22 protein-coding genes are annotated in these 22,956 nt (G+C 64.1%); 7 read left to right on the top strand and 15 right to left on the bottom strand.

Features of this window, described 5'->3' with window-relative positions:
- Positions 1–15 precede the first annotated feature (15 nt).
- The 10 genes from JVX98_RS23755 to sdhC all read right to left on the bottom strand — a co-directional run bounded on the left by JVX98_RS23755 (position 16) and on the right by sdhC (position 12,131).
- Positions 16–3,012: a 2-oxoglutarate dehydrogenase E1 component gene (locus JVX98_RS23755; protein ID WP_205237586.1), complete on the bottom strand. Its 2,997-nt coding sequence runs from the start codon at positions 3,010–3,012 to the stop codon at positions 16–18.
- 247 nt (positions 3,013–3,259) lie between these two features.
- Positions 3,260–4,162 (bottom strand): succinate--CoA ligase subunit alpha, encoded by a 903-nt coding sequence (gene sucD, locus JVX98_RS23750; protein WP_058321727.1) that lies wholly within the window; start codon positions 4,160–4,162, stop codon positions 3,260–3,262.
- A gap of 15 nt (positions 4,163–4,177) precedes the next feature.
- Complete coding sequence (sucC, locus tag JVX98_RS23745; protein ID WP_060521401.1) at positions 4,178–5,371, bottom strand: ADP-forming succinate--CoA ligase subunit beta; 1,194 nt, start codon at positions 5,369–5,371, stop codon at positions 4,178–4,180.
- Between the two features lie 112 nt (positions 5,372–5,483).
- Positions 5,484–6,449, bottom strand: a complete 966-nt coding sequence (mdh, locus tag JVX98_RS23740; protein WP_034802565.1) for a malate dehydrogenase — start codon at positions 6,447–6,449, stop codon at positions 5,484–5,486.
- 184 nt (positions 6,450–6,633) lie between these two features.
- The gene (gene zapE / locus JVX98_RS23735; RefSeq protein WP_205237585.1) at positions 6,634–7,788 is read right to left on the bottom strand and encodes a cell division protein ZapE; all 1,155 of its coding nucleotides are present in this window, start codon (positions 7,786–7,788) and stop codon (positions 6,634–6,636) included.
- A gap of 59 nt (positions 7,789–7,847) precedes the next feature.
- Positions 7,848–8,393, bottom strand: a complete 546-nt coding sequence (locus tag JVX98_RS23730) for a protease inhibitor Inh/omp19 family protein (protein ID WP_043613967.1) — start codon at positions 8,391–8,393, stop codon at positions 7,848–7,850.
- Between the two features lie 300 nt (positions 8,394–8,693).
- Positions 8,694–9,473 (bottom strand): succinate dehydrogenase iron-sulfur subunit, encoded by a 780-nt coding sequence (locus JVX98_RS23725; RefSeq protein ID WP_205237584.1) that lies wholly within the window; start codon positions 9,471–9,473, stop codon positions 8,694–8,696.
- 18 nt (positions 9,474–9,491) lie between these two features.
- Positions 9,492–11,333 carry a succinate dehydrogenase flavoprotein subunit gene (sdhA, locus tag JVX98_RS23720; protein WP_205237583.1) on the bottom strand — a complete coding sequence of 614 codons (1,842 nt, stop codon included), beginning with the start codon at positions 11,331–11,333 and terminating at the stop codon, positions 9,492–9,494.
- Between the two features lie 7 nt (positions 11,334–11,340).
- Positions 11,341–11,721 (bottom strand): succinate dehydrogenase, hydrophobic membrane anchor protein, encoded by a 381-nt coding sequence (sdhD, locus tag JVX98_RS23715; protein WP_043613972.1) that lies wholly within the window; start codon positions 11,719–11,721, stop codon positions 11,341–11,343.
- A gap of 17 nt (positions 11,722–11,738) precedes the next feature.
- Complete coding sequence (sdhC, locus tag JVX98_RS23710; RefSeq protein ID WP_034802580.1) at positions 11,739–12,131, bottom strand: succinate dehydrogenase, cytochrome b556 subunit; 393 nt, start codon at positions 12,129–12,131, stop codon at positions 11,739–11,741.
- Between the two features lie 305 nt (positions 12,132–12,436).
- Between sdhC and JVX98_RS23705 the strand changes: the two genes are divergently transcribed.
- Positions 12,437–13,246 carry a hypothetical protein gene (locus tag JVX98_RS23705; protein ID WP_205237582.1) on the top strand — a complete coding sequence of 270 codons (810 nt, stop codon included), beginning with the start codon at positions 12,437–12,439 and terminating at the stop codon, positions 13,244–13,246.
- Positions 13,247–13,323: 77 nt separating this feature from the next.
- On the opposite strand, the gene JVX98_RS23700 is transcribed toward JVX98_RS23705, so the two are convergent.
- The 5 genes from JVX98_RS23700 to tsaD are packed head-to-tail and all read right to left on the bottom strand — an operon-like array spanning position 13,324 to position 16,942.
- Positions 13,324–13,983, bottom strand: a complete 660-nt coding sequence (locus JVX98_RS23700) for a methyltransferase (RefSeq protein ID WP_205237581.1) — start codon at positions 13,981–13,983, stop codon at positions 13,324–13,326.
- A 48-nt stretch (positions 13,984–14,031) separates the two neighbouring features.
- Positions 14,032–14,463: an EVE domain-containing protein gene (locus JVX98_RS23695; RefSeq protein WP_192450978.1), complete on the bottom strand. Its 432-nt coding sequence runs from the start codon at positions 14,461–14,463 to the stop codon at positions 14,032–14,034.
- Positions 14,464–14,470: 7 nt separating this feature from the next.
- Positions 14,471–14,764 (bottom strand): YciI-like protein, encoded by a 294-nt coding sequence (locus tag JVX98_RS23690; RefSeq protein WP_034802587.1) that lies wholly within the window; start codon positions 14,762–14,764, stop codon positions 14,471–14,473.
- A 55-nt stretch (positions 14,765–14,819) separates the two neighbouring features.
- The gene (locus tag JVX98_RS23685; RefSeq protein ID WP_192450979.1) at positions 14,820–15,821 is read right to left on the bottom strand and encodes an NAD(P)H-dependent glycerol-3-phosphate dehydrogenase; all 1,002 of its coding nucleotides are present in this window, start codon (positions 15,819–15,821) and stop codon (positions 14,820–14,822) included.
- Between the two features lie 26 nt (positions 15,822–15,847).
- On the bottom strand, positions 15,848–16,942 hold the full coding sequence (tsaD, locus tag JVX98_RS23680) for a tRNA (adenosine(37)-N6)-threonylcarbamoyltransferase complex transferase subunit TsaD (RefSeq protein ID WP_192450980.1): 1,095 nt from the start codon (positions 16,940–16,942) through the stop codon (positions 15,848–15,850).
- Positions 16,943–17,016: 74 nt separating this feature from the next.
- On the opposite strand from tsaD, the gene hemC reads away from it, so the two are divergent.
- The 6 genes from hemC to JVX98_RS23650 all read left to right on the top strand — a co-directional run bounded on the left by hemC (position 17,017) and on the right by JVX98_RS23650 (position 22,938).
- A complete protein-coding gene (hemC, locus tag JVX98_RS23675) occupies positions 17,017–17,946 on the top strand; it encodes a hydroxymethylbilane synthase (RefSeq protein ID WP_205237580.1) in 930 nt (309 codons plus the stop codon).
- 4 nt (positions 17,947–17,950) lie between these two features.
- Complete coding sequence (locus JVX98_RS23670; protein ID WP_205237579.1) at positions 17,951–18,664, top strand: uroporphyrinogen-III synthase; 714 nt, start codon at positions 17,951–17,953, stop codon at positions 18,662–18,664.
- Between the two features lie 102 nt (positions 18,665–18,766).
- Positions 18,767–20,050: a mitofilin family membrane protein gene (locus JVX98_RS23665; protein ID WP_205237578.1), complete on the top strand. Its 1,284-nt coding sequence runs from the start codon at positions 18,767–18,769 to the stop codon at positions 20,048–20,050.
- Positions 20,051–20,061: 11 nt separating this feature from the next.
- On the top strand, positions 20,062–21,696 hold the full coding sequence (locus JVX98_RS23660; RefSeq protein WP_205237577.1) for a heme biosynthesis protein HemY: 1,635 nt from the start codon (positions 20,062–20,064) through the stop codon (positions 21,694–21,696).
- Positions 21,697–21,722: 26 nt separating this feature from the next.
- Entirely contained in the window at positions 21,723–22,205 is a 483-nt protein-coding gene (locus JVX98_RS23655) for a TerB family tellurite resistance protein (protein ID WP_034802604.1), read from the top strand.
- Between the two features lies 1 nt (position 22,206).
- On the top strand, positions 22,207–22,938 hold the full coding sequence (locus JVX98_RS23650) for a glutamine amidotransferase (protein ID WP_371826530.1): 732 nt from the start codon (positions 22,207–22,209) through the stop codon (positions 22,936–22,938).
- The last annotated feature ends 18 nt before the right edge of the window (positions 22,939–22,956 follow it).

The following is a 22,956-nucleotide window of genomic DNA, read 5'->3' as shown; positions in this document are numbered from 1 at the left end:
AGAGCGAGGGGAGCATCAGCCCCCCAGCGCGTCCTCGAGGAAGGCGGCAAGCTGCGCCTGGTGCTTCGACATCAGGCCCGTCGCCGGCGATGCGGCGGCCGGACGGCCGGTGTAGCGAACGCGCTGATACTTGGCGTCGATATGGGCGAGAACCCATTCCAGGTACGGGTCGATGAACGACCAGCCGCCCATGTTCTTCGGCTCTTCCTGGCACCAGACCATCTCCGCGTTGCGGAAGCGGCTGAGCTCGTTGATGAGCGCCTTGGCCGGGAACGGATAGAGCTGTTCGACGCGCAGCAGGTAGATGTCGTCGATGCCGCGCTTTTCGCGTTCTTCGAGAAGGTCGTAGTAGACCTTGCCCGAGCAGAGCACGACGCGACGGATCTTGGAATCCTTCTGCAGCTTGATCGGGCCATCCTTGATCACCTCGGCGTCGTCCCACAGCAGGCGGTGGAACGAACTCTCGCCGGCCATTTCCGACAGGCTGGAGACCGCACGCTTGTGACGCAGCAACGACTTCGGCGTCATCAGGATCAGCGGCTTGCGGAAGTCGCGCTTCACCTGGCGGCGCAGGATGTGGAAGTAGTTCGCCGGCGTCGTGACGTTGGCGACCTGCATGTTGTCTTCGGCGCAAAGCTGCAGGAAGCGCTCGAGGCGGGCCGACGAGTGCTCCGGACCCTGGCCCTCATAGCCGTGCGGCAGGAGGCAGACGAGACCCGACATGCGCAGCCACTTGCGTTCACCCGACGAGATGAACTGGTCGAAGACGACCTGCGCACCGTTGGCGAAGTCGCCGAACTGGGCTTCCCAGAGGGTCAACGCGTTCGGACGAGCGAGCGAGTAGCCGTATTCGAAGCCGAGAACCGCCTCTTCCGAAAGCATCGAGTTGATGACTTCGTAACGCGCCTGGGTCGGCGACAGGTTGGCGAGCGGGATATAGCGCTCTTCGGACTGCTGATCGTAGAGAACCGAGTGGCGCTGCGAGAAGGTGCCGCGTTCGCAGTCCTGGCCCGACAGGCGGATCTTGGTGCCCTCGACGCAGAGCGTGCCGAAAGCGAGCGCTTCAGCCATGGCCCAGTCGACGCCTTCGCCGGTCTGGATCATGTTGGCGCGGTTTTCCATGAAGCGCTGGATCGTGCGGTGCGCGTTGAAGCCTGCCGGGATCTCGGAGATCTTGCGACCGACTTCCTTCAGCTGCTTCATCGGTACCGAGGTCTTGCCGCGGCGCTGTTCGTCCTGGTTGTCGGCCGAGCGCAGACCAGACCAGGCACCATCGAGCCAGTCGGCCTTGTTCGGCTTGTAGGACTGGCCGGCCTCGAACTCCTGCTCGAGGTGGGCGCGCCAGTCGGCCTTCATCTTCTCGACTTCGCCTTCGGAGATCAGGCCTTCGGCGATCAGTCGGTCCGAATAGAGCTGGACGACCGTCTTGTGGCCGCGGATGACCTTGTACATCTTCGGCTGCGTGAACGCCGGCTCGTCGCCTTCGTTGTGGCCGAAGCGGCGGTAGCAGAACATGTCGATGACGACAGGCTTGTGGAACTTCATCCGGAATTCGGTGGCGATCTTGGCCGCGTAGACGACCGCTTCCGGATCGTCGCCGTTGACGTGGAAGATCGGCGCTTCGATCATCTTGGCGACGTCGGACGGATAGGGCGACGAGCGCGAGAAGGCCGGATTGGTGGTGAAGCCGATCTGGTTGTTGATGATGAAGTGAACCGTACCGGCAACGCGGTGGCCGCGCAGACCGGAAAGGCCGAGGATTTCGGCAATCACGCCCTGGCCGGCAAACGCCGCATCGCCATGCAGCAGCAGCGGCATGACCTTGGAGCGTTCGCGCAGCGGAATGATGTCGCCTTCAAAGACGGTCGCCATCTGGTCCTGCTTGGCGCGGGCCTTGCCCATGACCACAGGGTTGACGATTTCCAGGTGCGACGGGTTCGCCGTCAGCGACAGGTGAACCTTGTTGCCGTCGAACTCGCGGTCAGAGGACGCACCGAGGTGGTACTTCACGTCGCCCGAACCTTCGACGTCGTCAGGCGCGTAGGAGCCGCCCTTGAACTCGTGGAAGATGGCGCGGTGCGGCTTTGCCATGACCTGGGAAAGCACGTTCAGACGGCCACGGTGGGCCATGCCGAGAACGATTTCCTTGAGGCCTTCCTGGCCGCCACGCTTGATGATCTGCTCGAGCGCCGGGATGAGCGATTCGCCGCCGTCGAGACCAAAGCGCTTGGTGCCCTTGTACTTGACGTCGATGAACTGCTCGAAGCCTTCCGACTCGATCAGCTTCTGCAGGATCGCCTTCTTGCCTTCGGGGGTGAAGTCGACGCCCTTGTCCGGACCTTCGATGCGCTCCTGGATCCAGCCCTTCTCTTCCGGGTTGGACATGTGCATGAACTCGACGCCGATCGTCGAGCAGTAGGTGCGCTCGAGGATTTCGACCATCTCGCGAACGGTCGCGTATTCGAGGCCGAGCACGTTGTCGATGAAGATCTTGCGGTCGAGATCCTTGTCCTCGAAACCGTAGTTCGACGGCGACAGCTCGTTGTAGTCCTCAACCGCGGCAGCAAGGCCGAGCGGGTCAAGCTTGGCATGCAGGTGCCCGCGGGCGCGGTAGGCGCGGATCATCATGATGGCGCGGACGGAATCGCGCGTCGCCTGGTGGATGTCGGCGGCGCTGGCAACGGTACCGGTGGCGGCGGCCGTTTCCTCAACCTTCGCCTTGGCCTTTTTCTCGATGACCTTTTCGACCGTGCCCCAATCGCCGTCGAGCGCCGAGACCAGTTCGCCATTGGCCGGGATCGGCCAGTTGTTCTTTTTCCAGGAGGCGCCCTTGGCTGCCTTCACCACATCTTCCGGCCGGTCGGCGAGCGCCTTGAAGAAGGCCTGCCATTCGGCCGACACGGACGCCGGGTCCGCCTCGTAGCGTGCATGGAGCTGCTCGATATAGGCGGCGTTGGCGCCGTCCAGAAACGAAGTGAGCTGGAATTGCTCGTTGGCCTCTTGCCTTGTCATGGTCTCACGCGGACTGATCTGTCCGCCTCCTGACTGAAGTTGGGTTGCCGGGTATCCCGGTCGTTCATGTTCGTTCGGCGCGTCCGGGCGCCGGGCCTTTTTCCTACGATGCCGCGCATCCTCGAGGACGCGCCGGGTCACCGTGGCACTTCATTGCCGCGTATCCTGATCTTGCATCAGCCAAGGAAACACGCGGACTGCAGATTGACCGGGCCGGATCGCTCCGCCCCGGTCAGAAGTCTTGCGATCAGCCCTTGAGGACTTCGACGAGCGTCTTGCCGAGACGAGCCGGCGAAGGCGACACGCGGATGCCTGCCTGCTCCATCGCTGCAATCTTGGATTCCGCATCGCCCTTGCCGCCGGAAACGACAGCGCCGGCGTGACCCATGGTGCGGCCCTTCGGCGCGGTACGGCCAGCGATGAAGCCGGCCATCGGCTTCTTGCGGCCCTTCTTCGCTTCGTCGATGAGGAACTGTGCAGCATCCTCTTCGGCCGAGCCGCCGATTTCGCCGATCATGATGATCGAGGTCGTGGCTTCGTCGGCCAGGAACATCTCGAGCACGTCGATGAACTCGGTGCCCTTGACCGGGTCGCCACCGATGCCGACAGCCGTCGTCTGGCCGAGGCCTTCGTTGGAGGTCTGGAACACGGCTTCATAGGTGAGCGTGCCGGAGCGCGAGACGATACCGACCGAACCCTTGCGGAAGATCGAGCCCGGCATGATGCCGATCTTGCATTCTTCCGGCGTCAGGATACCGGGGCAGTTCGGGCCGAGCAGGCGCGACTTGGAGCGGTCGAGGCGAGCCTTGACGCGCACCATGTCGGCAACCGGGATGCCTTCGGTGATGCAGGTGATGAACGGGATTTCGGCATCGATCGCCTCGATGATCGCGTCCGCGGCGCCTGCCGGCGGAACGTAGATCACGGATGCGTCCGCACCGGTCTTTTCACGGCCTTCGGCAACCGAGGCGAAGATCGGCAGGGTTTCGCCCTTGGAACCGGTCCAGGTTTCGCCGCCCTTCTTCGGGTGAATGCCGCCGACCATCTGCGTGCCGTAATAGGCAAGCGCCTGTTCGGTATGGAAGGTGCCGGTCTTGCCGGTCAGGCCCTGAACGAGGACCTTGGTGTTCTTGTTAACGAGAATCGACATGAGGTGGTCCTTCAGTTAGCCGTTGATCGCGGCGACGATCTTCTTGGCAGCATCGTCCAGATCATCGGCGGCGGTGATCGCCAGGCCGGATTCGTTCAGGATCTTCTTGCCAAGCTCGACATTCGTGCCTTCGAGACGAACAACCAGCGGAACCTTGAGGCCGACTTCCTGCACGGCCGCAACGACGCCTTCAGCGATGACATCGCACTTCATGATGCCGCCGAAGATGTTGACGAGGATGCCCTCGACCTTCGGGTCGGCCGTAATGATCTTGAAGGCAGCCGCAACCTTCTCCTTGCCGGCGCCGCCGCCGACGTCGCAGAAGTTCGCCGGCTCCTTGCCGTAGAGCTTGATGATGTCCATCGTCGCCATGGCGAGGCCGGCGCCGTTGACCATGCAGCCGATGTTGCCGTCGAGCGCGACATAGGCGAGATCCCACTTCGAGGCTTCGATTTCCTTGGCGTCTTCTTCGGTTTCGTCGCGCAGCGCCTTGATGTCGTCGTGGCGGAACAGCGCGTTGCCGTCGAACGAGACCTTGGCGTCGAGAACGCGCATGCGGCCGTTCTTCATGACGATCAGCGGGTTGATCTCGAGCAGGCTCATGTCCTTCTCGACAAAGGCCTTGTAAAGGATCGGGAAGAGCTTTTCGGCGTCAGCCTTGGCTTCGCCTTCGAGCTTCAGGGCAGCCGTGAGCTTGGCGAGATCAGCGGCGGTAACGCCGGCTTCCGGGTTGATCGCGACGTTGACGATCTTTTCCGGCGTGTCGTGCGCAACAGCCTCGATGTCCATGCCGCCTTCCGTCGAAACGACGAAGGCAACCTGGCCGACCGAGCGGTCGACGAGCAGCGACAGATAGAGTTCGCGTTCGATGTCGGCGCCGTCCTCGATGTAGAGGCGGTTCACCTGCTTGCCGGCGGGGCCGGTCTGGGCGGTGACGAGCGTGTTGCCGAGCATTTCCTTGGCATGAGCCTTGGCTTCGTCGATCGAGAAGGCAAGACGAACGCCGCCCTTGGCGTCGGCGGACAGTTCCTTGAACTTGCCCTTGCCGCGGCCGCCGGCATGGATCTGGCTCTTGACCACGTAGAGCGGGCCCGGGAGCGACTTTGCAGCGGCTTCAGCTTCGTCAGCCGAGAAGATCGCGACACCTTCCGCGACCGGTGCGCCGTAGCTCTTCAGGAGAGCCTTGGCCTGGTATTCATGAATGTTCATGGTGTTTTTCCTGTCTGGAGCATTGTGCGGGCAGGTGGGGCACCTACCCGCACCAATGCGGCAAAAACAAAGAGGCCGAGCGGCGACGGAGCGTCCGCTCAGCGGGACGCGATTACTGCTTCAGGCTCGGCGCAATGCCAATGCAGGCTTCGCAAAGACCGGCGACCGAAGCGACGGACTTGTCGAACGCTTCCTTCTCGGCCTTGTTGAGATCGATCTCGATGATGCGCTCGACGCCGCCGGCGCCGATGACGGTCGGTACGCCGACATACATGTCCTTGACGCCGTACTGGCCGGTCAGGTGCGCAGCGCAAGGCAGAACGCGCTTCTTGTCCTTGAGGTAGGCCTCAGCCATTTCGATCGCCGAAGCGGCCGGTGCGTAGTAGGCCGAACCGGTCTTGAGCAGACCGACGATTTCGGCGCCGCCGTCACGGGTGCGCTGGATGATTTCTTCCAGGCGCTCCTTGGTGACCCAGCCCATCTGCACGAGGTCGGTCAGCGGAATGCCGGCAACCGTCGAGTAACGGGCGAGCGGCACCATGGTGTCGCCGTGGCCGCCGAGAACGAAGGCGGTGACGTCCTGGACCGAAACGTTGAATTCCTGGGAGAGGAACAGGCGGAAGCGCGAGCTATCGAGAACGCCGGCCATGCCGACGACCTTGTTCTTCGGCAGGCCCGAGAACTTCTGCAGCGCCCACACCATGGCGTCGAGCGGGTTGGTGATGCAGATGACGAAGGCGTTCGGGGCATACTTCTTGATGCCGGCGCCGACCTGTTCCATGACCTTGAGGTTGATGCCGAGCAGGTCGTCGCGGCTCATGCCCGGCTTGCGGGCAACGCCGGCGGTGACGATGCAGACGTCGGCGCCTTCGATGGCGGAGTAGTCGCTGGCACCCGTCAGGTTCACGTCGAAGCCTTCGACCGGGGAGGACTGACCGATGTCGAGACCCTTGCCCTGCGGAATGCCGTCGGCGATGTCGAAGAGGACGATGTCGCCCAGTTCCTTCAGGCCGGCGAGATGTGCCAGCGTACCACCAATCATCCCTGAACCGATAAGTGCGATCTTGTTGCGCGCCATGAAAGTGCTTCCTTTGTGATCCCAAATCTGATCGAGGCCTGGAACGCGGCAAACGCCAAACCTTCGCCGCAAGCCATTAAACGGCAAACGTTAAAATATCAATCGATACTTTTTGGTGAAGTAATTTCAATCGGTTAGATCATAAAATTCTTACGTAAACGTAAGAATTTTCGCCACGATCACGTCACGAAATAGCAATATTGGCGGGGTGCGAGGCGGCATATTCCTCGCTTTGCATTTCGATCAGCCGCGAAACCGTGCGATCGAACTCGAAGCCCTCCGTGCCCTTCTTCTGGGTCAGCAGATCCTGCGGCTGCGCCGCGGCCGAGGCAAAGAGCCGGGCACCGTTGTCGTAGAGCGTGTCGACCAGGAGGATGAACCGCTTGGTCTCGTTGCGCATGTGCGGACCGAGATGCGGCACATGGTCGACGAAGATCGTCGAATAGCGCTCGAGGATCGCCAGATAGTCCGCAGCCCCAAGCGGTTGCTGGCAGAGGTCGGCAAATTTGAAGCGGGCACTATTGCCGGACGCAGCCGGCACGGGGATCTTGCGCCCCTTGCGCGGCACTTCCGTCGGGACAGCGGCCTCGTTACGGGTTTCCTGGGCCCAAGCGCGCGCCATCGCCGCATCTGCCTCGGGCCCGAGCGGCGAGAGCCACACCGGACTGCCATCGGTCTTCGTCAGCCGGTAATCGGTGTCCGTATCCAGCGAGATGACCTCGGCATTCGCCTTCAGGAGATCGATGAAGGGCAGGAACAAGCCGCGGTTGAGGCCGTCGCGATAGAGATCGTCGGGCGCGACGTTCGAGGTCGCGACCAGCACGCAGCCCTTGGCGAAGAGTTCGCCGAACAGGCGGCCGAGGATCATCGCATCGGCGATATCGGTCACGGTGAATTCGTCGAAGCAGAGCAGCCGCGCTTCACCGAATAGCTCGGAGGCGACGGGCGGGATCGGGTCGGCCTGCTTGGTCTCGCCGTTCTTCAGCTTCTGCCGGTGCTTGTAGATGCGCTCGTGCACATCGGCCATGAACTCGTGGAAATGCGCCCGGCGCTTGCGCTGGATCGGGACCGCGTCGAAGAACATGTCCATCAGCATGGTCTTGCCGCGCCCGACGCCGCCGTGGATGTAGAGACCCTTGACCGGCGGATGGTCCTTCTTGCGCGAGGCAAACAGCCAGCCGAGCGCATTGGTCTTGCGCGACGGGCGGCTGGCGAGCAGCTCGGCCGAGAGATGATCGAACCGCCGGGCGATCGTAAACTGCGCGGGGTCACGCTTGCGCTCGCCGCTCGCGACGAGCGCTTCGAGCTTGCGGTAAATGCTGTCGTCAGGATTGAGCACGTCTCACCCGAGATGGGACGGAAAACAAAAGCCCGGCACGAGACCGGGCTGGAGAGGCATCAGCGGCTGAGGCTGACCGGCTGGCCGCCATTGGTCGAGCCGTCGAAACGGGCGTCGGCCGTCTTGTAGAGGCGAGCGATGGCATTGCCGTTGCGGTCTTTGAGGACCACCTGCTTGCCGGCCACTTCCCAGGAGCCCATGGTCGTCAGTTCGCCGGCGCAGCCGCGGGTGCCGCCGCGCGAGCCGGAGCCGAGATTGGTGAGCGTCAGGAACATGTCGCAGGAGCTGCCGGCACTCGAAACACGCCAGTTGCCGACCATCGATTCCTTGGTGACGTCAAGTCCGCCGCCCGCCGCCGCAGCGACCTGCGTGCCGGGCTGCTGAACCGTACCGGGCATCGCCGTGCCGCTCGTCGGTGCAGCCGGGAATTGTGAGGTGTTTCCGGTCGGCGCCGGAAGCTGGTTCGACGAAACCGACGGAACCGGTGCTGCCTGGATGGGAGCGGGCGAGGCGTCCTGGGAGCTGAAACCGCCCATCGACGTCCGTTGGCATCCGGTCAGCGCAAGCACAACCGCCAGCCCCGCCGCCGCATGAATTACCCGCATATCCCTACTCCTGTTCGTGTCCGCGAACCATGATGCAACGCGATAATATAGGCCGAAATACAGCAAATCCACCTGACAAATCAAGGGACGACGATTCCTGGCGACCTGTTGCAGGATTGAAACGTCCTAACGGCCGGATCGCGCGGCCACGGCCTCGCCAGGTATCCTCGCCTCCGACCGGCAACCCGCCTCTCCCGCACCGGCACAATCACGAATTGTCCGCCGTCCTGGAGAGGGGCAAAACAGAAAACGGCGAGCCATGGCCCGCCGTTTCCAAAAGCTCATCTCCGGTCCGACCGGTCAGACGCGGCGCTCGACCAGCATCTTCTTGATCTCGCCGATCGCCTTGGCCGGGTTTAGGCCCTTCGGACAGGCCTGGGCGCAGTTCATGATCGTGTGGCAACGATAGAGGCGGAAGGGATCCTCGAGGTTGTCGAGACGTTCGCCGGTCGCTTCGTCGCGGCTATCGATCAGCCAGCGATAGGCCTGCAGCAGAACCGCCGGACCGAGGTAACGGTCGCCGTTCCACCAATAGCTCGGACAGGAGGTCGAGCAGCAGGCGCACAGAATGCACTCGTAGAGGCCGTCGAGCTTGAGGCGGTCCTCGTGGCTCTGCTTCCATTCCTTGGCCGGAGTCGGCGATACCGTCTTCAGCCAGGGCTCGATCGAGCGGTGCTGGGCGTAGAAGTTGGTGAGGTCGGGAACCAGGTCCTTCACAACCGGCATGTGCGGCAGCGGATAGACCTTCACCGCGCCCTTCACCTCGTCCATGCCCTTGGTGCAGGCGAGCGTGTTGGTGCCGTCGATGTTCATGGCGCAGGAGCCGCAGATGCCTTCGCGGCAGGAGCGGCGCAAGGTCAGCGTCGGGTCGATCTTGTTCTTGATGTAGAGCAGACCGTCGAGCACCATCGGGCCGCAATCGTCGACATCGATATAGAAGGTATCGATTCGCGGATTGGCGCCGTCATCCGGGTTCCAGCGGTAGATGCGGTATTCGCGGAGATTGGTCGCGCCGGCAGGCTTCGGCCAGACCTTGCCTTCCGTCATCTGCGAGTTCTTGGGGAGAGCGAGTTCAACCATGTGGCTTGTTCCTCAAGATCAATAGACGCGGGCCTTCGGCTCGATCTTCTTGGGATCGATGCCGTCGGCGATCAGGTCGGTATGGACGGGGCGGTAGTCGAGCTTGACGTCGCCGGCCTCGTTGACCCAGGCGAGCGTGTGCTTGCGCCAGTTGACGTCGTCGCGGCCGCCGAGCGGACCCTCCGTGAAGTCCTCGCGGGCGTGCGAACCACGGCTCTCCTTGCGCGCTTCGGCGCCGTAGATCGTCGTGATGGCGTTGGCCATGAGGTTTTCGAGTTCAAGCGTCTCGACGAGGTCGGAGTTCCAGATCATCGAGCGGTCGGTGACCTTGATGTCGGGCAGTTCCTTCCAGATCGCCGAGATGCGCTTGCAGCCCGATTCCAGCGATTCCTGGGTGCGGAACACGGCCGCGTCTTCCTGCATGGCGCGCTGCATCTTCTCGCGCAGCACCGCCGTCGGCGTCGAGCCATTGGCATTCCGCAGGCGGTCGAAGCGGTCCATGATCCGGTCGCAGGCGGCCTTGTTGAGTTCCGGCACGGTCTCGTTGCGGTCGATGACCTGGCCGGCGCGGATGGCGGCGGCGCGACCGAAGACCACGAGGTCGATCAGCGAGTTGGAGCCGAGGCGGTTGGCACCGTGCACCGAGGCGCAGCCGGCTTCGCCGACGGCCATCAGGCCGGGCGCGATGCGCTCCGGGTTCTGGGCGTCGGCGTTGAGCACTTCGCCCCAGTAGTTGGTCGGCACGCCGCCCATGTTGTAGTGCACGGTCGGCAGAACCGGGATCGGTTCGCGCGTCACGTCGACGCCGGCAAAGATCTTCGCCGATTCCGAAATACCAGGCAGGCGCTCGTGCAGGACGGCCGGATCGAGGTGATCCAGGTGCAGGAAGATGTGGTCCTTGTTCTTGCCGACGCCGCGGCCTTCACGGATTTCCATCGTCATGCAGCGCGAGACGACGTCGCGCGAGGCAAGATCCTTGGCGGACGGCGCATAGCGCTCCATGAAGCGCTCGCCTTCAGAGTTGACGAGATAGCCGCCTTCGCCGCGTGCGCCTTCGGTGATCAGGCAGCCCGCGCCGTAGATACCGGTCGGGTGGAACTGGACGAACTCCATGTCCTGCAGCGGCAGGCCGGCACGTGCGATCATGCCGCCGCCGTCGCCGGTGCAGGTGTGCGCCGAAGTGGCCGAGAAGTAGGCGCGGCCGTAACCGCCGGTCGCCAGCACCACCATCTTGGCGGAGAAGCGATGGATCGTGCCGTCGTCGAGGTTCCAGGCGACGACACCCGTGCAGCGGCCGTCATCCGACATGATCAGGTCGAGCGCGAAATACTCGATGAAGAACTCGGCGTTGTTGCGCAGGGACTGACCATAGAGCGTGTGCAGGATGGCGTGGCCGGTACGGTCCGCGGCAGCGCAGGTGCGCTGTACCGGCGGGCCTTCGCCGTAGTTCTGCATGTGGCCGCCGAACGGCCGCTGGTAGATCTTGCCTTCGGCGTTGCGCGAGAACGGCACGCCATAGTGCTCGAGCTCATAGACCGCCTTCGGCGCTTCCATGGCGAGATACTGCATGGCGTCGACGTCGCCGAGCCAGTCGGAACCCTTGACGGTGTCGTAGAGGTGCCACTGCCAGCTGTCCGGCGTCATGTTCTGCAGCGAGGCGGCAATACCGCCTTGGGCGGCAACCGTGTGCGAGCGGGTCGGGAAGACCTTGGTGATGCAGGCGGTCTTCAGACCCTGCTCGGCCATGCCGAGGGTCGCGCGCAAGCCCGCGCCGCCGGCGCCGACGACGACGACGTCGAAGGCGTGATCGACATATTGATAGGCCTTGCCGTTTGCAGCGGGTGAACTGTTCGATGCCATGGCGAAATTACCCTGCAAAAGCGATCTTCAGGATGGCGAAGAGACAGAGCCCGCCAACCGCGATCGTGAAAAATGTATTGAGCATGAGAAGCACGATCTTCATGCCTTCGCCATGCACGTAGTCTTCGATGATCACCTGCATGCCGAGCCGCATGTGAACGAGACCCGAGAGCACGACGAGCGCCATGACGACGGCGACGAAGGGGTTCGCCAGCGCGGCAAGGACATCCGCGTAAGGGGCGCCTGCGTAGCGAACGAGGAAGATGACGAAGAAGATCAACAGCGGAACGTTGGCGACGGCTGTCAGGCGCTGGCGCCAGAAATGATCCGTGCCTTCCTTGGCCGAGCCAAGACCGCGAACCTTGCCGAGAGGAGTGCGCATATCCATGAGTATTCTCCCCTCAGTCAGCGAACGAGATAGCCGACCACCCAGATCAGCAGCGTCAGCGCCACCGAACCGATGATCGTTGCCTTGGCCATCTTGGTGGCGAAGTGCTTCTCGTAGCCGTAGCCGAGATCCCAGGCGAAGTGGCGCAAGCCACCGAGCATGTGGTGCACCAATGCCCAGGTATAGCCGAACAGCACCAGCTTGCCGATCAGCGTACCGAACAGCCAGCTGACCCAGTCGTAATAGGCAGCGCCCGACGCGGCGGCGATCAGCCACCAGGCAACGAGGATAGTCCCGAAGTAGAGCGCGCCACCTGTGATGCGGTGCACAATGGACATCACCATTGTCGGGATAGGTTTATAGATTTGAAGATGCGGCGAGAGTGGCCGGCTTCTTGTGACATTCGTCATCGGAACCTCACGGAATGCCCGGATTTCCGCCCAAAAAACTGGACGATTTTAGTCCGGTATCGCACCTGATTGTGCGCAATTCAGTCATTCGGACCTTTAATCACCATAAAGCTTAACGACAAGTGTGTTTGCGGTGCAAAATCAATTTAATCGATTAGACGAATTGCGCCATTTTCCTGCCAGCCGGAGACATGAGCGCGCGTTAACGATAGCGACAAAAAGCCAAGCAATTCCGTGACTTTCCCGCCGATGTGGCCCAGAGTGCCCTTAACGATTTGTTAAGCGCCACCCGGAGGGCGGGCAGAATGATTCTGTTCAGGGCAATCCATGCGACCAAAGTTCTAGCGCTTGCCGGCCTGGTCATCGCCACCAGCTGCATTCCGATGGAAGCCCGAGACCGGGGCGGACTGCCGGAGGTGCAGACGCGAACGCGCCATGTCAGGCTGAACGCCGATCGTCCCTATCCTCGTCACGATTTCGATCGCACCGGTTATCGCAACGACCGGGACCGCCATCGCGGACCGCGCCGCGACTGGGCGTCCAACGGTGGGCCGCCGGAAGTGAACACGCGCACCCGGCACGTTCGCCTGCCGCGCTACCGCCCCTACCTCGGACGGTCGGAGCAGCGTGGCGGTTGGGTGCGCGACGGAGCCGGCCGCGACTACTGGACGTCCGACGCCCGCAGGCACGACGGTCGCCCTGGCATCTATGACGTGCCGCCGCAGGTCTCGACCCGCACCCGCCATGTCCCCTTGCCGCAATATCGGGCCTATCCGGAGCGTTGGGGCAATGGCGGCGGATGGATGCGCGATCAGGCCGGACGGGAGATCTGGACATCGAACAACCAGGGCCGCGATTATCGCCCGAACTATTATGGCGGAGACGAATATCCGGACGTCATTCCTGGTATCGGCACCTATGTCGGCGGCATTTCGGCCTATGTCGACGTCGGCAACGGCATCTATTTCAGCCAGGAAGGCGACTACGGCTATGCGGATGAGGCAGACTTTGCGCCTCAGCCCGAGGCGAGACGCGGCAAGATCATCGACGTCACGCCACAGACCATGAACAGCTCCTGCACCTACGAACACGGCGTCTGCGTCATCCGCCGGTAATCGCGGCGACGGGCCTTGTCAGGCTGTCAGGTCAGCGGCTTCGATGATCGGGTGTATCGTCGGAGATGCGGGCACGATTAATCGTGTACGCCTGTGCCGAAGCGCCAGACGGTGGTGCGCTTCACCTCGCTGTCCTCCAGCGCCCGGGTGACGGGAACCTCGTAGGTGGCAAGCGACGTCATCATTTCGCGCGGACAGTAGGAACGTCCGGGATCGCCGACGATCACGGAGGCGCCGCCTGCGGCAAGTCCCGAGAACCACGGTTTCAACCGGTCGGCAAACGCATTGTCGTAGAAGACGTCTCCGGCGAGATAGACCTCGGCTTCAAGGTCGCGGCCGGTGATATCGTCGCCGGTATAGGAAAGCGTGACGTCGTTGAGTGCGGCATTGAGCCGGACGGCCGTTTCCGCCCAGGGGTCGATATCGGCGGCGAGCACCGATGCTGCGCCCGCCTTCATCGCCGCGATCGCCACCAGCCCCGAACCGGAGGCAAAGTCGACCACACGGCGGCCGCGCACGACCTCGGGATGATCGAGGATGTAGCGGGCGAGCCCCTGCCCGCCGGCCCAGGCAAAGGCCCAGAACGGCGGCGGCAGGCCGATCTCCTGCAACTCTTCCTCGGTCTTCAGCCAGAGTTCATGCGCTTCCGTCGCCAGGTGCAGGCGGATCTCCGGCACATGCGGCGGCGTGAGCACATCGGTGTTTTCGAGGATGAAGCTTTCCGGATCGGTCTTCACAAAACTCTCCGCGCCTGCCCGAGCGTCCCGGACAGGCGGAAAACAGGACTAGCGCGGCGGATTGTCCAGCCCGCCCATGCGGCAGACCTCGATCCACTCGTCCTCGGTCACCGGCTGCACAGACAGGCGCATGGAGGTGACGAGCGACATCTTGGCGAGCTTCGGATTGTCCTTGATCTCCTTCAGCGTCACCGGCCGCGGCATGTCCATCACGGCGCGGATATCGACGCAGTCCCAGCGGGCGTCGCCCTCGGCGGTCGAATCCGGATGCGACAGCGCGCAGACCTCGGAGATGCCGACGATCTCCAGCCCCTCATTCGAGTGGTAGAAGAAGCCTTTGTCGCCGATCTGCATCGCCCGCATGTTGTTGCGCGCCTGATAGTTGCGCACGCCGGTCCATTCGGTGCCCTTGGCGCCCGCGTCCTTCTGCATCTGCCAGGACCACTTGAACGGTTCGGATTTGTAGAGCCAATGCGCCATCTTGGTCTCACGCCTCCGGATTGTTGAAGACCCAGTTGAAGGCCTTGATCTCGACATTGGAAAAGAGCCCGGCCTTGGCATAGGGATCGGCTTCAGCGATCGCCCGCGCCTCGTCGATGGTCTCGGCCTTGACAAGCACCAGGCTGCCGGTTGGCTTGCCGTCGTCGCCGAGGAAGGGGCCGGCCATCTTCAGGATACCCTTGGCATTCAGATCGTTGAGATAGGCGACGTGATCGGGACGGGTGTCGAGCCGAAGCTGCAGCGCGCCCGGCTTGTCGGTGCAATGAAGTGCGAAGAGCATGCTTCCTCCTAGAGTTTTCGTTGGCGCGGGTGCGGGCGGAAGACCGCCGCTCCCTTCATTCCTGGGTGATCGGGCGGGTCATCAACTGTTCGAGCGCGGTGCGGACATCGAGCTTGCCGTCGATGATCGCCGCCACCGCTTCGGTGATCGGCATTTCGACGCCAAGATCATGGGCGACGCGGGCGGCGACCGATGCGGCGAATGCGCCTTCGACCAGTTCGCCCTTGCGTCCGCTGGCCCGGCCATCCTTGCCGAGCGCAATGCCGAAACGCAGGTTGCGCGACTGATGGCTGGTCGCCGTCAACACGAGATCGCCAAGGCCGGAGAGACCGCGCACCGTATCGGCCTCGCCGCCCTCCGCAGCAATGAAGCGCGACATCTCGGCAAGACCGCGCGAAATCAGCGCCGCACGAGCGCTATCGCCAAGGCCCGCGCCCTCGACGATGCCACAGGCGATCGCCAGCACGTTTTTGAGCGCGCCGCCGAGCTGCACGCCGATGCGATCCTCCGAGGGGTAGAGTCGGAAGGTCGGGCCCGAGAGCACCTCGGCCAGCATCGTCGCCGTTGCGGCATCGGCCGCTGCGATGACCATCGCGGTCGGCAGGCCCTTGGCGATATCAGCGGCAAAACCGGGACCGGAGAGCACGCCGATCGAACGGCCGGGCAGTTCCTCCGCCAGAACGTCTGTCAGCAAACGGCCAGTCGCCTGCTCCATGCCCTTGGCACAGGTGACGATCGTGGCTGCAGCGTTGATCTGAGGGCCATACTGCCGTGCCGCATCCCGGTGTGCCTGCGACGGCATGACGAAGAGCACGACTTCGGCGTCCGCGAGCACGGAGACATCGGCCGTATGCTTCAGCGCCGCCGGCAGATCGATACCCGGCAGGGCATCCTCATTGCGGCCGGTGTCGCGGCAGGCTTCGGCAATCTCCGGACGACGGGCCAGCAGCGTCACGTTGCTGCCTTCAGCCGAGGCGGCAACCGCGGCGAGCGCGGTGCCGAAGGCGCCAGCGCCGACCACGACGATCTTCGGCCCGTTCTTGGAAATGTCGTTCATGCTCTATCCGTATGCTCTAAATCTTGTCACGCCTTGGCGCCGCGCTTGCCGGAACCGAGCAGCGCCTGCGCCTGGGCGTCGAGCGGCCAGCGCGAGCGCGGCGCGACATCAAGGCCGTCGGCTGCCATGCCTGCCGCCAGCCGTTCGGCACCGGCCCAGGCGATCATCGCAGCGTTGTCAGTGCAGAGAGAAAGCGGCGGCGCGATGAACTCGAAGCCGTTCTTGCCACAGAGTTCCTGCAGTGTCGCCCGCAGCACCTGGTTGGCGGCAACGCCGCCGGCCACCACCAGTGCCGGGTGCGCAACACCGCCATGTTCCGCCTTGAAGCGCTTCAGGCCGCGACCGACGCGATCCTTGAGCGTGCGCGAGATCGCCCGCTGGAAGGAGGCGCAGATATCGGCGATGTCCTGCTCCGTGACCGGCTCCAGCGATTGCGCCGCCTGGCGCACTGCCGTCTTCAATCCCGAGAAGGAGAAGTCGAGCCTGGCATCGCCAACGAGCGGGCGCGGAAAATCGAAACGCTGCGGATCGCCCGCAAGCGCTGCCCGCTCCACCGCCGGACCACCCGGGTAGGGAAGGCCGAGCAGCTTGGCCGTCTTGTCGAAGGCCTCGCCGAGTGCATCGTCGATCGTCGTGCCCCAGCGTTCGTAGTCGCCGACACCTTTGACGAGGATCAGCTGCGTATGGCCGCCGGAGACGAGCAGCATCAGATAGGGGAAGGAGAGCCCATCGGTCAGCCGCGCCGTCAGCGCATGGCCCTCGAGATGGTTGACAGCATAGAGCGGCTTGCCGGTTGCCCGCGCGATTGCCTTGCCGGTCATCAGCCCGACGATCAGGCCGCCGATCAGACCGGGACCACTTGTCGCAGCAATGGCGTCGATATCGGAAAGGGTAACGCCGGCCCTGAGCAGCGCTTCCTCGATCAGCGTATCGAGCGCCTCCACATGAGCGCGCGCCGCGATCTCCGGAACCACGCCGCCATAGGCGCTGTGCTCTTCCAGCTGGCTTAAGACCACGTCGCCGAGGATATGGCCCTTGCCGTCGGAATCGCGCAAAATGACGGAAGCGGCGGTTTCGTCGCAGCTTGTTTCTATGCCGAGGATGCGCAGGGGCGGAGACATCAGGGTTTACTCAAAGATTGCGGTCGCACCGAAAGGTGGGTACACGGAACTCCGGTAACAATGGATAGCCTTTGATGCAAACAAAACCTTTCCGGATCGGCACGCGCGGCAGCCCGCTGGCGCTCGCTCAAGCCCATGAAACGCGCGATCGCCTCGCTGCGGCGCATGGTCTTTCGCCGGAAATGTTCGAGGTCGTCATCCTCTCGACCAAGGGCGACCGGATCATCGACCGCTCGCTCGCCGAGATCGGCGGCAAGGGTCTGTTCACCGAGGAGATCGAGCAGCAATTGCTTTCGGGCGAACTCGATTTCGCCGTGCATTCGTCCAAGGACATGCCGACGAAACTGCCTGACGGGCTCTGTCTTTCCGCCTTCCTGCCGCGTGAGGACATTCGCGATGCCTTCATCGGCCGGACGGCAAAAAAACTGATGGAGTTGCCGCAGGGCGTGACCGTCGGCTCCTCGTCGCTGCGACGCCAGGCGCTGATCCGCCGGCTGCGTCCGGATATCAATGTCATCACCTATCGCGGCCAGGTGGAGACGCGGCTGCGGAAACTCGCAGAGGGCCAGGTCGATGCGACGCTGCTTGCCTATGCAGGCCTCAAGCGGCTCGGCATGACCGACGTTCCGACCGAACTGCTCGACCCCCAGCAATTCCCGCCGGCTCCGGCGCAAGGCGCGATCTGCATCGAGAGCCGCATCGGCGACAGCCGCATCAACGACCTGCTCGCAGCCATCGACGATGCCCGCACCCATGAGGCCGTCGCTTGCGAGCGTGGCTTCCTGGCAACGCTCGACGGCTCCTGCCGCACGCCGATCGCCGGTCTCGCCACCTCGGACGGCAGCCATCTGAGCTTCTCCGGCATGATCCTCACGCCCGACGGCCAGACACATCACCGGGTCACGATCGAGGGCAAGGCCACCGACGCCGAAGCGCTTGGGCAAAAGGCCGGCGAAGAGATCCGCACCAAGGCCGGCCCCGGCTTCTTTGCAAGCTGGACCTGAAGCCATGCGCGTGCTCGTCACCCGGCCGCTTCCGGCCGCCGAGGCGACGGTACGCCGGCTGGAGGCCGCCGGCCACCAGCCGATCCTGCTGCCCTTGATGCAGGCGACCCATCTTGCTGCAGCTGCCGTCACCGCGCTTGAAGTGCCGCATGCGGCGATCGTGCTCACCAGCGCCGAAGCGATCCGGGTACTCGTCTCGTCCGGCGCAGACCTGTCACAACATCTGGCGACCCCGTGCTTCTGCGTCGGCGCTGCGACGGCGCAGGCGGCAGCCGGGCTCGGTTTCACCGATCTGCGCATAGCGGAGGGAACCGGCCAGTCCCTGGCGGAACTGATCGGCGCGACCATCGACACGCTGCCACCGCTTCCCCTGCTCTATCTCGCAGGAACGCCGCGCTCCGAAGGGCTGGAAATGGGCCTGAGGCAAGACGGCATCGAGCACCGGACGGTCGAGTGCTACCGCATGGAGCCGATCGCCCATCCGCGCGCCGCGATCGAAGATCTGCGGCGAAGCAACCGTCCCGACACCGTGCTTTTATACTCGCGGGAGACCGCGCGACAGTTCGTTCGCCTGCTTTCCGAAGCCGGCGTCGATGCCGCTTCCTTTGCGCCGCGCTACCTCTGCCTCAGCCCCGTGGTGGCCGAGGCGCTGCCGGGTAACGTCGTGGCGGAGACTGCCGCAAAGCCCGATGAAGACAGCCTTTTCAGTCTTCTCTAACATCGAATTCATCCAAAAACGGAACGGAGGGGCTTTCCCTCACCGTTCCGGCTGACTAGGTTTGAAGGAAGAGCCGACAGGCACCAACGGTAAGAGGTCACCATGGTATCGGAAAACCCGCCGCGCCGCTCGAAGTCCGAGAAGGAACCGCTGACGATCGACCTCGAAGCGGAGAAAACCGTTGCGGAACCGGCCGGCCCGGAAGCAACCGGCGAGACGCTGGCAGACACTGCGACCGAAAGCGCATCGAACAAGACCGAGACGGATGAACCGGTAACGGACAGCAGCGACAACAGCGCCGCCGGATCCCGCCTGGACGAAGAAATCGAGGAGCAGCGCGCCGATGCTGCCGCCGACGCGGCTGCGGCCGCCTTTGCCGAAGAGCCGCCGCACGTCGTGACGCGTGACCCGGAACCGACGCCACGGCCTAAACCGGTCTCCAATTCTGGAGCGCTCGCCGCCGGCATCGTCGGCGGTCTCGTGACGCTGCTTGGCTTCGGCGGCCTGCAATATGCCGGCATCGTCCCCGGGCTCGGGCCGACCCGCGGCGTCGAGCAGAACATTTCCGGCGAGCTGCAGGCCCTGCGCGACCAGATCGCGGCGCTGCCCACGCCCGCAGCCGTCGTCGACAACACCGCGCTCGAAGGTCGTATCGCCGCGCTCGAGCAGTCCGCCTCCCAGCCGGCCACAAACGGCGCACCCAGCGCCGCGGTCGAGACGCTGAAGGCGGAGGTCGATAATCTCACCAAGGAGCTCGCCGGCCTGAAGACGGCGCTCGCCGACGCGCAGCAGGCAGCAACCGCCGAGAAGGCGGAACTGACGAGCCGCATCGAGACCGCCGAGCAGAAGCTCAACGAGCCGGTCAACGATATCCAGATGGCGAAGGCCGTTGCGGTCACCGCACTGAAGTCGGCGATCGATCGCGGCGGGCCCTTCCTCGCCGAACTCGACGCGCTGCGCAGCATCGCGCCGGACGAACAGGCCGTCGCGGCGCTCGCCCAGGATGCCCAGGTCGGCGTGCCGACCCGCACGGATCTGCGCCGCGAATTCCCGAAAACCGCCGACTCCATGCTCGACGCTCTCAACCAGCCCGATCCCAACGAGGGCATCTTCGACCGGCTGGTGTCCAGCGCCATGTCCGGCATCCGCGTGCGTCCCGTCGGCAGCGTCGAGGGCGAAACGCCCGAAGCCGTCATCGCCCGGATCGAGGACAAGCTGAACAATGGCGATCTCAAGGGCGCCGCTTTGGAATGGGATGGGCTGCCGGACGCGGCCAAGCCTGTGGGCGAGGCCTACAAGGCCAAGCTCGACCAGCGTCTGCGGGTCGAAGCCGCGATCGATGCCGCCGTCGCTGCGACGATGGCTAAACCAGGCACGGAAGGCTGAGGGAACCAGATATGATCCGCATTCTGATTTTCATCCTGATCGTGCTTGGTCTCGGCCTCGGCTTCGCCTGGCTCGCCGACCGGCCGGGTGAACTCTCGGTCGTCTGGCAGGGCCAGCTGATCGAGATGAGCCTGATGCGCGCCGCATCGCTGCTGATCTCGCTGATTGCCGCGGTGCTGATCGTCGTCTGGCTGGTGCGCACCATCTGGCTCTCGCCGCACACGGTCACCCGCTATTTCCGAGCCCGCAAGCGCGACCGCGGCTACCAGGCACTGTCGACCGGCCTGATCGCCGCCGGCGCCGGTGACGCCAATCTTGCCCGCAAGATGACTGCCCGCACCCGTGGCCTGATCAGCGCCGACCAGGAACCGCTGATCCACCTGCTCGAAGCACAGACCGCGCTGATCGAAGGCAAGTACGACGATGCCCGCCGCAAGTTCGAGCTGATGGCCGACGATCCGGAGACGCGCGAACTCGGGCTCCGCGGCCTCTATCTAGAAGCCAAGCGCCTCGGCGCCCATGAGGCCGCCCGGCAATATGCCGAGCGCGCTGCCGAAAAGTCGCCGCACCTGCCCTGGGCAGCACTTGCGACCCTCGACAGCCAGAGCCAGGCCGGACAGTGGGACGATGCGCTGCGCCTGCTCGACCAGAGCCGTGTCGCCCATGTGCTCGACCGCAAGGAAGCCGACCGCAAGAAGGCAGTGCTCTTGACCGCCCGGGCCATCAGCAAGCTCGACGGCGACATGAAGGCGGCGCGCGACGACGCGCTTGCCGCGCTGAAGCTCGACGAACATCTGGTGCCGGCGGCGCTGACGGCCGCCAAGGCGCTGTTTCGCGAGGACAACCTGCGCAAGGGCACCGCGATCCTCGAAAAGAACTGGAAGCACGAGCCGCATCCGGACGTGGCACGGCTCTACGTGCGCGCCCGCGGCGGCGACACTGCCGTCGACCGGTTGAAACGGGCACGCAAGCTCGAAGCCTTGAAGCCCAACAATGCCGTGGCGATGGCCGCCGTCGCCGAGGCAGCACTCGAAGCGCGCGAGCTGCTTCTGGCCCGCACCAAGGCGGAAGCCGCCGCCCGGCTCGACCCGACCGAGAGCATCTTCCTGTTGCTTGCCGACATCGAAGAGGCCGACACCGGCGACGAGGGGCGCATCCGTCACTGGATGGCGCAGGCGCTGAAGAGCCCGCGCGATCCCGCCTGGACCGCCGATGGCGTGACCTCGCCGACCTGGCTGCCCGTCTCGCCGGTCAGTGGCCGTCTCGACGCCTTCGAATGGAAGGCGCCACCGCATACGCTTTCGGCCACGGTCGACCACGACCAGTCGAACGCCGACGAGGCGATCCGCAGCCTGCCCGCCGTGGTGGAGGCGCATGTGCACGAGCCCGCACCCGCAGCCCGGCGCAGCGAGGCACCCGTGATCCTGGAGGCCGAGCGCGAGGAGCCGCGTCCGATCAAGGTCGCCGAGCGCAAGGCGCCGGAGCCGATCGCCGACAAGCCTCCGGTCAAGGCGGAAAAGGAAGAGGCTGCGAATGGCGAGCACAGGCCCGATCCCTTCTTCGGCCGCCCGCCGGATGACCCCGGCGTGCGCGATCCGGCCGCTGGCGAGAAGGCTCCGGAAAAGACGACTTTCCGATTGTTCTGAGTTCTCAAGGGGCTGTGGCAAAATACATGTTTGAACGCTTACGGACGTTTCTCGATGGCCTGACCGGCCCGGCGAAGCGCATAGAGCATGGCGATCCGCGCGTGGCGGTCATCGCTCTCTGTTTCCAGGTGATGGAGGCCGACGGCCGGATCCTCGCGTCCGAACGGCGCAAGATGCGCAAGGTCATCAAGGAGCACTACAAGCTCGACGATGCCTCGCTCTCCGCCTTGATCGAAGCCGGCGAGACTGCCGAGAGCGAGGCGATCGACTTCTATCAATTTACCGCCGAGCTCAAGCGCCACCTCTCCGAGGAGCAGCGCGTCGAACTCGTCGGCATGCTCTGGGACGTCGTCTATGCCGATGGCGAGCGCAGCGAGATGGAAGATCACGTGATCTGGCGTATTGCCGATCTGCTCGGGGTCTCCGGTCGCGACCGGGTGCTGCAGCGCCAGGAGGCGGCAGCCAGAAGCGACACGGTCGAGAAAGCCGAGTCACAACAGGATAACTGAAATGCCGATGCCCGACGACAGCGCGCGAAAACCCGTCCTGATCATCCTGCATCAGGAGCGATCGAGCGCCGGCCGCGTCGGCCAGATACTCGAACAAAAGGGTTTCGGGCTCGACATCCGTCGCCCGGCGCTTGGTGACGACCTGCCGGAAACGCTGGAACGGCACAGCGGCACGATCGTGTTCGGCGGTCCGATGAGCGCCAACGACGAGGAAGAGTTCGTCCGCCGCGAGATCGACTGGCTTTCCGTGCCGCTCAAGGAAAACAAGCCTTATCTCGGCATCTGCCTCGGCGCGCAGATGCTGGCGCGCAACCTCGGCGGCTCGGTGGCGCCGCATCACGAGGGCATGACCGAAATCGGCTGGTATCCGCTGGTTGCGACCGAAGCCGGCAAGGCGCTGATGGACTGGCCGGCCATGGTCTACCATTTCCATCGCGAGGGCTTCGACCTGCCCTCCGGCGCCGAACTGCTCGCAACCGGCGACACCTATCCCAACCAGGCCTTCCGCTATGGCGACAATGCCTGGGGCATCCAGTTCCACGGCGAGCTTACCCGCGCCATGATGCACCGCTGGGTCGTGCACGGCGCGCACCGCTTCGAGATGCCCGGCGCCCAGGTGGGCAAGGCCCATCTCGACGGCCGCATGCAGCACGACGGGCCGCTGCGCACCTGGATGGAAAACTTCCTGGAACTGATTTTCATGCGCAATGAACGAAAGGCGGAAAGCGCGTAACGCGCCCTCTGTCCCCAC

It is taken from the genome of Ensifer sp. PDNC004, from assembly GCF_016919405.1.
Taxonomy (GTDB): Bacteria; Pseudomonadota; Alphaproteobacteria; order Rhizobiales; family Rhizobiaceae; genus Ensifer.
Note: the sequence above shows the minus strand (reverse complement) of the source record. Positions and strands in the feature narration are given on the sequence as shown.